12 protein-coding genes are annotated in these 12,783 nt (G+C 71.6%); 9 read left to right on the forward strand and 3 right to left on the reverse strand.

Translation table 11 applies throughout. The annotated features are described in order from the left end of the window. Positions 1-215 precede the first annotated feature (215 nt). Positions 216-1,199: a hypothetical protein gene (locus tag ABZ470_RS08650; protein WP_352008533.1), complete on the forward strand. Its 984-nt coding sequence runs from the start codon at positions 216-218 to the stop codon at positions 1,197-1,199. 109 nt (positions 1,200-1,308) lie between these two features. Further along, the gene (locus tag ABZ470_RS08655; RefSeq protein ID WP_362910863.1) at positions 1,309-2,844 is read left to right on the forward strand and encodes an NAD(P)-binding domain-containing protein; all 1,536 of its coding nucleotides are present in this window, start codon (positions 1,309-1,311) and stop codon (positions 2,842-2,844) included. 29 nt (positions 2,845-2,873) lie between these two features. Here ABZ470_RS08655 and ABZ470_RS08660 read toward each other — a convergent pair whose 3' ends face one another. Beyond that, the gene (locus ABZ470_RS08660) at positions 2,874-3,575 is read right to left on the reverse strand and encodes a type 1 glutamine amidotransferase domain-containing protein (protein ID WP_352008531.1); all 702 of its coding nucleotides are present in this window, start codon (positions 3,573-3,575) and stop codon (positions 2,874-2,876) included. 73 nt (positions 3,576-3,648) lie between these two features. Beyond that, the gene (locus ABZ470_RS08665) at positions 3,649-4,524 is read right to left on the reverse strand and encodes an NAD(P)-binding domain-containing protein (protein ID WP_362910866.1); all 876 of its coding nucleotides are present in this window, start codon (positions 4,522-4,524) and stop codon (positions 3,649-3,651) included. Positions 4,525-4,620: 96 nt separating this feature from the next. On the opposite strand from ABZ470_RS08665, the gene ABZ470_RS08670 reads away from it, so the two are divergent. Then, positions 4,621-4,977 (forward strand): helix-turn-helix domain-containing protein, encoded by a 357-nt coding sequence (locus ABZ470_RS08670; RefSeq protein WP_362910868.1) that lies wholly within the window; start codon positions 4,621-4,623, stop codon positions 4,975-4,977. A gap of 66 nt (positions 4,978-5,043) precedes the next feature. Here ABZ470_RS08670 and aspS read toward each other — a convergent pair whose 3' ends face one another. Further along, on the reverse strand, positions 5,044-6,357 hold the full coding sequence (gene aspS / locus ABZ470_RS08675) for an aspartate--tRNA(Asn) ligase (RefSeq protein WP_362910870.1): 1,314 nt from the start codon (positions 6,355-6,357) through the stop codon (positions 5,044-5,046). 594 nt (positions 6,358-6,951) lie between these two features. Between aspS and ccmA the strand changes: the two genes are divergently transcribed. The 6 genes from ccmA (at position 6,952) to ABZ470_RS08705 (ending at position 12,776) form a co-directional block, all read left to right on the forward strand. Next, positions 6,952-7,575 carry a heme ABC exporter ATP-binding protein CcmA gene (gene ccmA / locus ABZ470_RS08680; protein WP_362910872.1) on the forward strand — a complete coding sequence of 208 codons (624 nt, stop codon included), beginning with the start codon at positions 6,952-6,954 and terminating at the stop codon, positions 7,573-7,575. Continuing rightward, positions 7,572-9,059, forward strand: a complete 1,488-nt coding sequence (locus ABZ470_RS08685) for a DUF6297 family protein (protein ID WP_362910874.1) — start codon at positions 7,572-7,574, stop codon at positions 9,057-9,059. The genes ccmA and ABZ470_RS08685 overlap by 4 nt, the downstream gene beginning before the upstream one ends. A 28-nt stretch (positions 9,060-9,087) precedes the next feature. Continuing rightward, positions 9,088-10,461: an MFS transporter gene (locus ABZ470_RS08690; RefSeq protein ID WP_362910876.1), complete on the forward strand. Its 1,374-nt coding sequence runs from the start codon at positions 9,088-9,090 to the stop codon at positions 10,459-10,461. 55 nt (positions 10,462-10,516) lie between these two features. Further along, positions 10,517-11,338: an aminoglycoside 3'-phosphotransferase gene (locus ABZ470_RS08695; RefSeq protein WP_362910878.1), complete on the forward strand. Its 822-nt coding sequence runs from the start codon at positions 10,517-10,519 to the stop codon at positions 11,336-11,338. Between the two features lie 164 nt (positions 11,339-11,502). Then, the gene (locus tag ABZ470_RS08700; RefSeq protein WP_362774489.1) at positions 11,503-11,967 is read left to right on the forward strand and encodes a hypothetical protein; all 465 of its coding nucleotides are present in this window, start codon (positions 11,503-11,505) and stop codon (positions 11,965-11,967) included. Positions 11,968-12,446: 479 nt separating this feature from the next. Further along, entirely contained in the window at positions 12,447-12,776 is a 330-nt protein-coding gene (locus ABZ470_RS08705) for a hypothetical protein (RefSeq protein WP_352008522.1), read from the forward strand. Positions 12,777-12,783 lie beyond the last annotated feature (7 nt).

Here is a 12,783-nt window from a genome sequence, read left to right on the forward strand (position 1 = left end):
ACCCCCGTGAAACGCATGATCCCCTCCTGCCCCGCGCACGGACCGGACGGGAGGCACCCCCGTTCGAGCCGCGCAGAACAAGCATCGCGAACGGCAAAATCAACCACAATCATTAAAATGATCCTTAAAAGGTGCGCACTCCCGGGATCGGGACAAAAATATGGCTTCAGCGGGACGGGACATCCACCGCGGAAGCACCGAAAGGGGAGCACCCTATGCAGGGGTTTTCCGAACTCCGCCTCGGGCGCCTGGACGAGGTCAAGGTTTCGGTCGTGCTCCATCCCGGGGCCACGCTGCTGTCGCTGACGGCCGGGACCCTGGGGGGCCGTCCACACGGCGTCCCACGGCACTGGCAGAAGGCGGTCATGTCCGCCGCCCCGCGCAACGCGGCCGAGGTGCTGCGCCCACTGTTCGCCCCGTCCTTCTCGGTCATCCCCGACTGCGTCAGCCCGGCGGTCTCGATGTCGGAGCCCGACGCCGACACCCATCTGGAGCGGCTGGCCGACCTCTCCCCCGACACCCTGCTCGCCGAACTCGAAACGGAGTTCCAGCCTGCCGTCCCCGCCCAGTGGCGGCCCGTCGTCGAACGCCCCGGCGCGTGGATCCACGCCTACTCGCACCTCATGCGCGTGCTGTGGCAGGAGTTCAGGCCGGTCTGGCGCCGGGCGGACAGCCTGCTCAAGCGGGAGCGGGAGCGGATCGGGGCCGCCACGGTCACCGACCGCCTTGAGACGGTCATGGGCAACCTCAGCCCGCGCTTCCACTTCTCCGGCACCACGCTCGGCCTTCCCGACCAGCAGGCCAAGCGGTTCGACCTGGCCGGACGCCGGCTCGCCCTGGTGCCGATCGTGTCGGGCAACGGCGCGAGCATCTTCGCCTTCGACGATCCCGGGATGGTGTGGATCGGCTACCCGCTGCCCGCGCTGGGGGTGCTGTGGGACGACGGCGACCAGAAGGACGCCCCGCCCGACTCCCTGGCCCTCACCCTGGGGCAGGCCCGCGCCGCCATCCTGCGGGCCGCCGGGGCCTCGCTCACCATGAGCGAGGTCGCCTCCCTGCTGCGCTCGACCCCCGCCGCGGCGACCTACCACTGCGCCCAGCTTGAGGCCGCGGGACTGCTGGACCGCGAGCGACACGGCCGCCACGTGCGCGTCAGGGCGACCGCGAAGGGCGAGGCGCTGGTCGCCCTGCTCGCCTGAGCCGTACGCGCCGGGACAGGACACGCCGGGACGAGACACACGGGGATGACTCCTCGCCGGAGGTGGGTATCCCACATGGGCCCGTACAACCTCCAGAAAGGCCGGCCCCGTGATCCAGGAACATCGTTACGTCGTGGTCGGCGCCGGGCCCGCGGGGTTGCAGATCGGCTACTTCCTGCAGGAACGGGGCGCCGACTACGTGATCGTCGAGCGGGAGCGGTCCGCGGGTGACTTCTTCGCCCGCTTTCCCCGGCACCGGCGGCTGATCTCGATCAACAGGGCCCGGGACTGGTCCGACGATCCGGAGCTCAGGCTGCGCTGGGACTGGAACTCGCTGTTGAGCGACGATCCGTCCCTGCTGTTCCCCGCCTACAGCGACGACTACTTCCCCTCCCCCGATGATCTGCGGCGCTATCTCGCCGACTTCCACACCACCCACGACCTGCGGGTCGTCTTCGGCACCGGGATCAGCCGGGTGACCTGCAAGGAGGAGGGGTTCCGGCTCGAAACGGAGGGCGGCGGCCAGTTCCAGGCCGAGTGCCTGATCTGGGCCTGCGGATGGGGCGGGCCGTACGTTCCCGACATCCCCGGCATCGAGCACGCCGAGGGGTATGAGGACATGACGGTCGATCCCGAGTCGTTCCTCGGCAAACGGGTGCTGATCCTGGGCAAGGGCAACGCGGCCTTCGAGACGGCGCACGCGCTGCGCGACCACGCCTCGGCGATCCATCTGGCCAGCCCGAGACCGGTCAGGCTCGCCTGGAACTCCCGGCATCCGGGGGACGTGCGCGGCTGTCACGGCACGCTGCTCGACAGCCACCACTTCAGCTCGCTGCACGCGCTGCTCGACTGCTCGGTCGAGCGGATCTCCTTCGACGGCGCGGTCTACACCGCCGACGTCGTCCACAACCACGCGGGCGGCGGCCCGGAGAGGCTGGAGTACGACGCGGTGCTGCGCTGCACCGGCTTCCGGATGGACACCGAGGTGTTCGCCGACGAGCTGCGGACCCTCCCCGGCGGGAGGCTGCCCGCGCTCACCTCCGACTGGGAGTCTGCCGGTCTCCCCGGGCTCTACGTGGCGGGCACCATGATGCAGGCCCGGGACGCCAGGCGGGGTTCCTCGGCGTTCATCTACGGCTTCCGCTACAACCTGCGCACGCTCAGCCGCCTGCTCGCCGAGCGCTACGACGGGGTACGGCTGCCGCGCACCCCCGTCCCCCGGCCCGCGCTGACCGGGACGGTCCTCGACCGGGTCAACCGCAGTTCGGCCCTGTGGGCGCAGGCGGGCTACCTGGTCGACGCCCTGGTGATCACCGAGCACGGCATCGAGTGCTACGAGGAGCTTCCCGAGGACTACGCCGTCGAGCGCTTCGGAGATCTGGTGACCGTCGGCCTGTGGCAGAGCAGGGAGCCCGGCCCCGACGACCTGGAGGCCGTCGCGCTGGGGGCCGAGCGGCTCCCGCTGCCCGAGGGGGTGACCCGTGGCGCCGGAGGCGGGGCCATCCATCCGGCGGTGCGGGTCTTCAGGAACGGCGTGCTGACCGGCGAGTTGCACCTGCCCGACAGCGTGGCCGCCCGGTGGCGGGACCCGGAGCGGCACGTGGCGCCGCTCGACCGCTTCTTCGACCGGCTGCTGCCCCGGTGAACGCACCCGTGTGAGCCCGTACGGCGTGCTCAGGCGGGCTGGAGCCGTCTGACGACGGCCTCGGCGACCCCTCTGGCGCTGCCGGGGTTCTGACCGGTGATCAGCCGGTCGTCCTCGACGACGTGGGCCTCGAACGGCCTGCCGGCGACGCTGTAGTGGGCCCCGAGCCTCTTCAGCTCCTCCTGGAGGCTGTAGGGGACGGCGTCGTCGCGGCCGGCCGCCTCCTCCTCCGGCCAGGAGAAGCCGGTGACGTCCCTGTCCCTGACCAGCGGCTCCCCGTTCGAGAGCGTGACGTTCAGCAGCCCGCAGGGGCCGTGGCAGACGGCCGAGACCACGCGTCCGCTCTCGTGGAACCTGGCGACCAGCGACTCCAGGTCGTCACTGCGCGGGAAGTCGAACATGACCCCGTGCCCGCCGGTGAGATAGATCGCGTCGTAGTCCTCGACGTCGACGTCGGCCACCTTCCTGGTGTCGTCGAGGAGGTTCATGAACCTCCTGTCCCGATAGCGCCGTTCCGTGCCCAGTTCCGCCAGCACGTCGTGGGCCAGGCTCTCCGGGTCGATCGGGATCGTGCCGCCGGACGGGCTCGCGATGTCCAGGGAGAACCCGGCCCGCTCGGCGTGGTCCCAGAAGTGCGTCAGCTCCCCCAGCCACAGGCCCGTCCGCATGCCCGCCTTCTCGTACTCGCCGACGTTGGTGACGACGACCAGGATTCTCTTCGTCGCTGACATGTCCGCTCCTTCGCGCGGGAACCCCTCCGTTCCGCCGGGTTACCCGCACCAAAACCCCACAAACCGCCCAGGGTCAGCGGAGGAGCAGATCGACCACGCCCGCGGTGCCCTCGTCGCCGTGGCCGTCGGCCAGGCGGCGTTCCATCAGGGTCGTGAACGGGATGATCAGTTCGGCGCTGATCCCCTGCTCCTCGGCCGTCCGCAGCATCGTCGCGTTGCCCTCGACCATCATGGCGAGGTTGGAGGTCACGTTCCTGGTGTAGTCGCCGCTCTCCAGATGGTCGGCGATGCCGTAGGTGTAGGAGGTCATGGCGGTGAGCCAGGCCACCAGCGTGGGGGCGAACTCCTTCGGCGAGATGTCCTTCTCCCGGCGCAGCAGGGCGAAGGCGTGCGTGACCCCGGCGAACATCCCGGTCATCGCGCTCAGCAGCGCCACGTCCTGCAGCGCGGCGTACCCGGCGTCCTCCCCGACGTGAACGGGCCGCGCCGGTACGGCCAGCGTGTCCCGGTGCTCGTCGAAGAGGTCGCGGGAGCCGCTGTAGAGGATGAAGGCCCCCGACTCCGGGGCGCCGATCATCGGGGGGACCGCCATGACGCCGCCGTCCAGGAAACGGGCGCCGCGTTCGGCGGCCCAGGCGGCGCGGGCGCGTCCCTGCCCGGGGGTGCCGGTGGTGAGGTTGACCAGGTCCTTGCCCGTCAGGTCGGCGCCGTCCAGGGTCTCCCCGACCGAGGCGTCGTCGAGCAGGCAGGTCACCACGAGGCGGTTGGCGGCCACCGCCTCCGCCGCGCTCCCCGCGATCCGCGCGCCCCGCCCGGCGAGCGCCTCGGCCCTGCCCGGGGTACGGTTCCAGACGGTCAGCCGGTGACCGGCGGTCAGCCAGGCCTGGGCCAGCGCGGTGCCCATGGCGCCGAGGCCGAGCAGAGTGAGTCCGGAAGTGTTGTCGTTCATGCCTACTAGGCTGGATCCCGGTCCCCGGAACGATCAAGTACGCACTTCGAAGTGGGTGCTTACCCCGGGGTGAGTGAGCAGGCAGGAGGGCTGGAGATGGCGACCGTACCCAGGCCGGGGGCGTACGTCTGCGGGATCGACGCGGCGATGGACGTGATCGGCGGCAAGTGGAAGGTCCTGATCCTCTGGGCGCTCGACGAACGGCCGTGCCGCTTCGGCGAGCTGCGCAGGCTGGTGCCGGGGGTGACCGAGAAGGTGCTCGCCTCCCACCTGCGCGAGCTTGAGGGGGACGGCATCGTGCACCGTGAGGTGTACGCCGAGGTGCCGCCCAGGGTCGAGTACTCCCTGACCCCGCTGGGCGTCTCGCTCAACGCGGCGCTGGGCCCGCTGGGCGCCTGGGGCAGGGAGCACCTGCTCGGCGGTGCGGAGGAAAGCGCCGAGCGGGCCTCCTGACCAGGCGGCCACGCCGTACGGCCCGGCCCCAGCGGGAACCGGGGCGGGCCGTACGGGAGGGAGACGTCAGGGGTTCAGGCGGTGCAGGTCACGGGGGAACAGCGTCGCGCGGCGGACGTTGTCGGCGCCGGTCAGCCTGGCGGTCCACCGTTCGAGCCCCAGGGCGAACCCGCCGTGCGGCGGCATGCCGTGCCGGAAGGCCGACAGATACCCCTCGTACGGCTCGGTGGACTCGCCCTTGGCCGCCAGGACGGCGAGATAGTCCTCGTACCGGTGCAGGCGCTGGCCTCCGGTGACCAGTTCGAGGCCCCGGAAGAGCAGGTCGAAGCTGTTGGAGTACTCCGGCCTGCCCGGCTCGGGATGGGTGTAGAACGGCCGCTTGACCATCGGGTAGCCGGAGACGAACAGGAACTCGCTGCCGTGCTCGTTCAGCGCCCACTCCGACAGCCAGCGCTCGTGGGCCGGGGCGAGGTCCGGCTCTCCTCTGGGGTCCTCGGCGGTGTGGGCGGCGATGAGCTCCTGCGCCTCGGCGAAGTGGATCTCCGGGATACGCTCGGGCACCTTGGGCAGCGCGACGTCCAGCAGCGCGCACTCCTCGCCCGCCTGACGCGCGACGGCCTCCGTCATGCCCGCCAGCACCTCGCGCAGCACCGCCATCACGTCCCGGTGGTCGGTGACGAACCCGAGTTCTGCGTCCAGCGAGGTGTACTGGGCCAGGTGCCGCGCGGTGTCGTGCGGCTCGGCCCGGAAGACCGGGCCGGTCTCGTAGACCCGTTCGAAGACCCCGACCATGGCCTGCTTGAAGAACTGCGGAGACTGCGCCAGGTAGGCGGGGGTGCCGAACCAGTCGATCGCGAAGACGTTGGCGCCCGACTCGGTCGCCGAGGCCACCACCTTCGGCGTGTGGATCTCGGTGAAGCCGAGACCGTCGAGCGCCGCCCTGAAGCCCGCGACCGAGGCGGCCGAGATGACGTGCGGGGCGCGCAGCGCCGGGTGGCGCAGCGTGACCGGGGCGTGGTCGAGGATGGTCGGCAGTGTCGCGGGCACCCCGGGCCGGTAGAGGTCGAACGGCGGGGCCTCGGCGGGCCCCGACAGGGCGACGACCTCCGGGGAGGTCAGCTCGACCCCTCCGAGAGCCTGCGGGTTGGCGGTCACGGTCCCGGTGACGCTCAGGACCGTCTCCTCGGGGTGGCCGTCGGCCTCGGCCATGGCCTCGGGGCCGGTGAAGACGGCCTGGGCCAGGCCTGACCGGTCCCGCAGGATGAGGAAGACCACCGATTTCAGGGTCCGTCCCCGGTGCAGCCAGCCCTGGACGGTGACCCGGTCGCCGATTCGCCGTGGAAGCTCGGCGGCCAGGGTACGAGTGGATGTGGAGATCATCACAAACCTCAACTCAGTGAGTGGTGATCCCTTGGGAGTGCGGGCGAGAAGGGAACTCGCGGTGCCACCGCACTTTCGCCGCCGTCACGACGGCCTCGACGGCCCGATCACGGGGGCCGGCCGGCGGGGCATTGGGCGCGCACGCCGTTTCTCCCCGCACTCGGGAGGGTCTTCACCCCCGGGGACAGGTCCGCCTTCGCAGCTTCCGGCGGCTCTCTCCGACCTGTCCGTGCCCGGGGACTACTCGTCTCCGTCAACGCGTTGCCGGAAGGTTACGTTCGCTCCGCCGCCCACCGCAACCGCACGCGCCGCCGGGCCCCGCTCATGGCGGGAGGACACGCCCTAGTCTGTGGGCGTGCCGGAATCACCGATCTTGACGAACCCCCTCCAACGCCAGCCGCACCCGGCTGGGATCGTCGGCGCCCGCAACTGGAGCGTCGACCCGCGAAACCAGCGGTTCGAGCTCCCCGGAAGCCGTCCGACCACCCGCGCCCTCTCCTGCCCGCCCGGCGGCGTCACGCCCGGCACGACCTCAGGACCGTGGGCCTGGGCCGGCCCTTCCGGCGTGACCGAAACCGCCCCGGGCTCGTGACCGTGGAGGCGACCCTGACCGCGTGTGACGTGCGGGTGGACCTGGGCGGGCAGGCGGTGCTGCGCGGAGTCGGCCTGACGGCGTGCCCCGGGGAGATCGTGGCCGTCATCGGGGAGAACGGCGCGGGCAAGTCGACGCTGCTGCGCTGCCTGGCCGGACTGGAGATCCCGGCGGACGGCCGGGTCCTGGTGCTGGGCGAACCTCCGGCGGACACCGCGGGATTCTGGCGCGAGGTGGCGCTGGCCGGCGACGAGCCCGCCTGGTATCCGGGGCTGAGTGTCCGGGAGCACCTGGAGCTGGTGGCGACCGTACACGGTGGCGGACGGATGGACACCGGGACGGCCCTCGCCGCGTTCGACCTTGAGGGCCGCGCCGACCTGCACCCGCTGACCCTGTCGACCGGGCAGCGCCAGCGGGTCTCACTGGCCGCGACACTGGTCAGGCCGAGCCGCCTGCTGCTGCTCGACGAGCCGGAACGCGGCCTTGACGCCGCCTTCCGCGACCGCCTGGCGGACCTCCTGCGTGAGTACGCCGCGCGGGGCGGCGCCGTCGTCATGGCCACCCACGACCTCGCCCTCGCCGAGGCCTGCGGCGCCCGCCTGGTCAGGCTGGAGGCGGCGCGATGAGACGCTGGCAGGACCGGTACACGACGTTGTTCGGCGTCGCCATGGCGCTCGCGGTCCTCGGCAGGCCGGTCGCCTCCGTGCTGGAGAACCTCGTCCACCCGGCCGATCCCCGGCAGGTGGGAGCCGGGCTGGCGCTGGTCACCGTGGCCTACGCGGGCTACCTGGCCGTCGTCAGGGCGGCCGGGCCGGTGGTGCTCGGCGCCGCCGACGCCTCCTGGCGCCTGCTCTCCCCGCTGCCGCGCCGTACCGTCCTGGGCGGGACGGCGCGGACGTTGCTCGTGATCTCGATCCTGGGCGGGCTGGTGCTGGGCACGACGCTGGTCGCCGTGCTCGGCGCCCCCGACCTGCTCCCCCTGCGGCTGGCGGCCGCGCTGGTGATCGGCCTCGGCGCCGGGCTCGGCGGCATGGCGATGGGGGTCCTCGGTCAGGCCTTCCCCACCTGGGACGCCTGGTTGCAGGCCCTGATCGCCCTCACCGTGGCGGTGGCCGTACTGATGGCCGTGTCCGGTCCGGGGCCCGGCCGGGTGGCGGCCGCTCTCCCCGCCGGGGTGGTCGGCGCGGTCGCCTGCTGTACGGCGGCGGTGGCCGCGTTCCTGGTACGGCGGGCCTGGACGGCGCTCGACCGTGTCCCCGCCCGCGCGATCCTGGCCGCCTCCGCCCGGTCGGGAAGGGTGGCCCAGGCGACCGTGACCCTGGACCCGGGCGCGCTGACCTGGTCGGTCGAGGACAACCACTGGCGGGGCCGGGCGCTGCGTTCGCGCCGCTGGCCGGTGCCGGGCGCCTGGGCGCTGGCCTGGCAGGAGGCCCGCCGCGCCGGACGCCGTCCGGTACGGCTCGCGGTGCTGGCCGGTGCCGCCACGCTGCCCGCCCTGGCCGTGACCGCCGGGTTGTCCCAGGTGGCCGTCGCGCTGACGGCCGTGGGCACGCTCGCCGCGGCGGTCTCCGTCACCTCCGGTGCCCGCCGTGACGGTGACAATCCCGCCCTGCTGCGGGCGCTCGCCGTCGGTCCCCGTACCGCGCTGGCCGTACGGGCTCTGCCGCCCGCCCTGTTCGGCGCCTGCTGGCTGGGGGCGGCCCTGGCCGGGCTGAGCGTCTCGGGTGCCCTCGGCACGGGCGCGTGGTGGCCGCTGCTCGGTCCGGCCTGCGGCCCCGTCCTGGCGGTCGCGGCGCTGCGGATGGCCAGGAGGCGCCCGATCGACCACTCCATGCCGGTCATCGACACTCCGGGCGGCGCGATTCCCACGGGACCGCTGCTGTGGGGGCTGACCGGCGTCGACCTCGCCCTGCCCGGCTGCGCGCCCGCCCTGCTGGCCCTGGCCGTACGGCCCGCCGACCCGCTGCCCTTCCTGGTGGCGCAGACGCTGACCGGCCTGGCGCTTCTGGGCGGCTACGTCGCGCTGTCCGCAGGCGGTTCCCGGAGGCGGCCCACCCGGAACGGGCGCGCACCGGCGGCGGGTTCGTCCTCGCCCAACCGGAGACCCTGATGGCCGCACCGCCCCCGGTCGAGCGCCTGTGACGCGGGACTCCGCCTTCTCCTGGCGGTTCGTGGCGCCGTTGTTCACCGGATCGACGATCAACGCGGTCAACACCTCCCTCATCGCGACCGCGCTGGTCCCGGTCGCCGCCGCCGTGCGCGTCCCGGTCGGGCGGACCGCGGTGCTGGTCTCCGCGCTCTACCTGGCGGGCGCCATCGCCCAGCCGACCGGCGGGAAGCTCGCCGAGGAGTTCGGGGCCCGCCGTGTCTTCCTGACCGGCCTGCTGATCGTCCTGGCGGGCGGCGTCGTCGGCGGGACGGGGCGGAGTCTGACCGCCCTGGTCGTGGCCAGGGTCCTGATCGGTGTGGGCAGCTCGGCCGTCTACCCCTCGGCGATGCTGCTCGTCCGGCGCCGCGCGGAGGCGGCGGGCCTGACCGCGCCGCCCGGTGGCGTGCTCGGCGGCCTGATGCTCGCCGGTTCCGCCACCGCGGCCCTCGGTCTTCCCATCGGCGGCGTCCTGGTCGACGCCTGGGGCTGGCGGACCACGTTCCTGGTCAACCTGCCCGTCGCGCTCGCGGCCCTGGTCATGGCCCTGCTGTGGATTCCCGCCGACCCGCCGGTCGAGGGGCCGGTGACGCCCCGGCAGCTCGCGGCCCGCGTCGACGTGGCGGGCATCGCCGGGTTCGGCGGGGCGATGGCCGCCCTGCTGGTCTTCCTGATGGAGTTGCCGCGTCCCAACTGGACCGCCCTCTGCCTGGCCGTACTGCTCGGTGCCGGGCTCGTGTGGTGGGAACTGCGGGCGAGCCGTCCCTTCATCGACATGCGCCTGCTGCGCGCCAATCCGGCGCTCACCCGCACCTACCTGCGCTGGGCCGTGGCGTCGCTGTGCGTCTACACCGTCCTGTACGGCCTCACCCAGTGGTTGCAGGCCGAACGCGGCGTCTCCTCAAAGGAGGCGGGCCTGCTCCTGCTGCCCATGAGCGCGCTTCCCGTCCTGATCGTGCAGCCCATCTCACGGCGCAACCTCGTCCGCGCCCCGCTCCTCGTCTCGGCGTTCTGCTGCCTGGCCGCCTCGATCGGGGTCCTCTCGCTGACCAGGGACACCCCGATCCTCTGGGTCGTCGGCATCACGCTCGCCGTCGGGGTCACCCTGGCCGCGACCTCAAGCGCCAACCAGACCACCCTGTACGCCCAGGCTCCGGCCGCCCAGCTCGGCACCGCCTCGGGGCTGCTGCGCACCTCCGGATTCCTCGGCTCGATCGCCTCGACCGCGCTGATCTCCCTCGCCTTCCACACCCAGGTGAACGACGACCGCCTGCACGTCCTCGCCCTGATCATGGTCGCCGCCTCGGTGGCCGGGCTGGCCCTGGTGCTCACGGACCGCGGGCTCACGACCCGGGCCGACATGTGACCGTGGCTGAAAACCCTTTGTTCCCGGTACGGCGTGCCTGGAAGCATCACGGCCCATGAGCCTTATCGACATCGACGAGATCCCGACCGGCCCGGTGCCCGTACCCGACGTCATCGCGGCACTCGCCGGTGACGACGACATCACCCCGGTGTGGCGCAACGAGCTCGGCGGCCTGACGTTCCGGCTCGACGACGGGCGTGGCGGCGTCAGATACGCCAAGTGGATCGCCGTCGGCACCCCGGAGATCGACCTGGCCGCCGAGGCGGAACGCCTGACCTGGGCGCGACACTGGGTGAACGTCCCTCAGGTCCTCGAACACGGCGACGACGCCGACGGCTCCTGGCTGGTCACGGCGGCGCTCGTCGGCCGTTCCGCGGTGGACGACCGCTGGCGTGACGGCCCGGAGGCCTCCGCGGCCGCGGCGGCCGCGATCGGCCGGGGACTGCGCGTCCTCCACGACGCCCTGCCCGTCGCGGAGTGCCCGTTCGACTGGAGCGTCGAGCGGCGGCTCGCCCGCGCCGACGAGCGCGTCGCCGACGGTGAGGGGCCGCAGGACTGGTCCCCCGAACACCGTCATCTCGGCCTCGCCGAAGCCCGGGCGATCATCGGCGACCCTCCGCCGATCGACCGGCTGGTCGTCTGCCACGGGGACGCCTGCGCCCCCAACACCCTGGTGCACGATGACGGCACGTTCGCCGCGCACGTCGACCTCGGCTCGCTCGGGGTGGCCGACCGGTGGGCCGACCTCGCGGTCGCGGCCTGGAGCACCGAGTGGAACCACGGCCCCGGCTACGACCACCTGGTGTACGAGGCCTACGGCGTCACCCCTGACGAGGAGCGCATCGCGTACTACCGCCTGCTGTGGGACCTGGCCTGACCCCTGATGGCGACACGTGAGGGGGCCGTCACGGAAAAGGGCCTTCCTTTCATCGATCCAATGTTGGCAGTAAACCAGCGAAAAATGGCATTTTCCCGGCCTATATCGCTCTCCTGCTTCTGATTTGATCGGTGATGAGGTAATCGCCCAAGGATGGAGTGCACGTGTCAGCTATCAAACGCGTCCTGGCAGCGCTGACCCTTGTCGTCGCGGCCCTCGCGGGCCTTGTCAGTCCAGCCGGGGCGGATGTCGCGAGCGTGAAGGGCGTACCGGCCGCGGCGAAGGACATAATCCCCTGGCCTGTGGTCAGCCCCGCCCCGGAGGTCTGGGACACGAAGTCCGACTGGAGCCAGCAGCAGGCCACCGACTGGGTCAACAGTTGCGGGCCGGAAAGGCTCTGCACCTGGATCAGGTACAACGCCGGCAACGGCGACAGGTACGTTCTGTTCCGGTTCTACACCTGCGCGGAGTACGCGCTGACGAGGTGGGGTGGCACGACGCCCTATTTCAACAACCAGAACGTCCGTGTGGAGCTCCGCGACCAGCAGCACAACCCCATCAGGTACTTCGAGCCCGGAGCCAAGTTCATCACGAACTGGGACCCGGTCTGGTTCATCAAGCTCTGCTGACCCCGGATCGTGCCCGGCCGGACCGGACCCGGTACGGATCCACCGGCGCGCGTACGGCGTGAGCCGCCCGACACAGGACCCCAAACGGAACCCCCGGCCACCGGGGGTTCCGTCATTCTCAGGAAAAATACTTCTTTTTCTGTCACAGCCTTGCGTAGAGGGGAATTCATATTCTTCATCGCTCAGCTCGTCGGCCGAGGTGAAACAACGACAACGAACAGGCCAGGGAATACGCTTCGCTCCATGCGAGCCGAGCGTCCGCCCAGAAATTCCACGTGTGACCGGACGTGAGATCATCGGCGCCGTCACGCTCACCCAAGACCGGACCCACGGATTCCCGGTAGCGAGCTCCACGGAAGACATAAGAGCCCTTCGGGGCACACCGGACCGTCACTCACGGGACACGGGTGACCATTGACGACTACGGAGAGTTATCGAACGAAGAAACAGTGGCCCCAGGTTCACGGGAGGTGCCTCCTATGAGGCGACAGATCACCAAAGCCGCCGTCTCCACCGCGTGCGCCGTCGCGATGCTCGCCGGCGCGGCGCTTCCGGCCTACGCCGCGACGGGTCGCTTCGTCTACCGGCTTCAGGCCGGGCGGCCCAACCTTCTGGTCAATCCACAGAGCCTCAGGTGCATCGGCCTGTCCGCGTTCGGGCAAACCGTCCTACTCGTGTCCAACGGCACCGACGAGGTCGCGAACATGTACGTCAACCGCAACTGCACGGGAGCACCCATCCCCGTCGCCCCCGGGGAGCGGCGGGACTTCGACGAGCCCATCTCGGCGGTGATGTTCGTCCCCCGCTGACACCCGG

Origin of the sequence: Streptosporangium sp. NPDC020072 (genome assembly GCF_040631445.1) — a bacterium.
GTDB lineage: Bacteria > Actinomycetota > Actinomycetes > Streptosporangiales > Streptosporangiaceae > Streptosporangium.

Coding starts and splice junctions, on each gene's coding strand:
- ABZ470_RS08665 (WP_362910866.1), bottom strand. CDS start 4,524: ATGAACGACAACACTTCCGGACTCACTCTGCTCGGCCTCGGCGCCATG.
- ABZ470_RS08660 (WP_352008531.1), bottom strand. CDS start 3,575: ATGTCAGCGACGAAGAGAATCCTGGTCGTCGTCACCAACGTCGGCGAG.
- ABZ470_RS08670 (WP_362910868.1), top strand. CDS start 4,621: ATGGCGACCGTACCCAGGCCGGGGGCGTACGTCTGCGGGATCGACGCG.
- ABZ470_RS08650 (WP_352008533.1), top strand. CDS start 216: ATGCAGGGGTTTTCCGAACTCCGCCTCGGGCGCCTGGACGAGGTCAAG.
- ABZ470_RS08685 (WP_362910874.1), top strand. CDS start 7,572: ATGAGACGCTGGCAGGACCGGTACACGACGTTGTTCGGCGTCGCCATG.
- ABZ470_RS08705 (WP_352008522.1), top strand. CDS start 12,447: ATGAGGCGACAGATCACCAAAGCCGCCGTCTCCACCGCGTGCGCCGTC.
- aspS (WP_362910870.1), bottom strand. CDS start 6,357: ATGATCTCCACATCCACTCGTACCCTGGCCGCCGAGCTTCCACGGCGA.
- ABZ470_RS08695 (WP_362910878.1), top strand. CDS start 10,517: ATGAGCCTTATCGACATCGACGAGATCCCGACCGGCCCGGTGCCCGTA.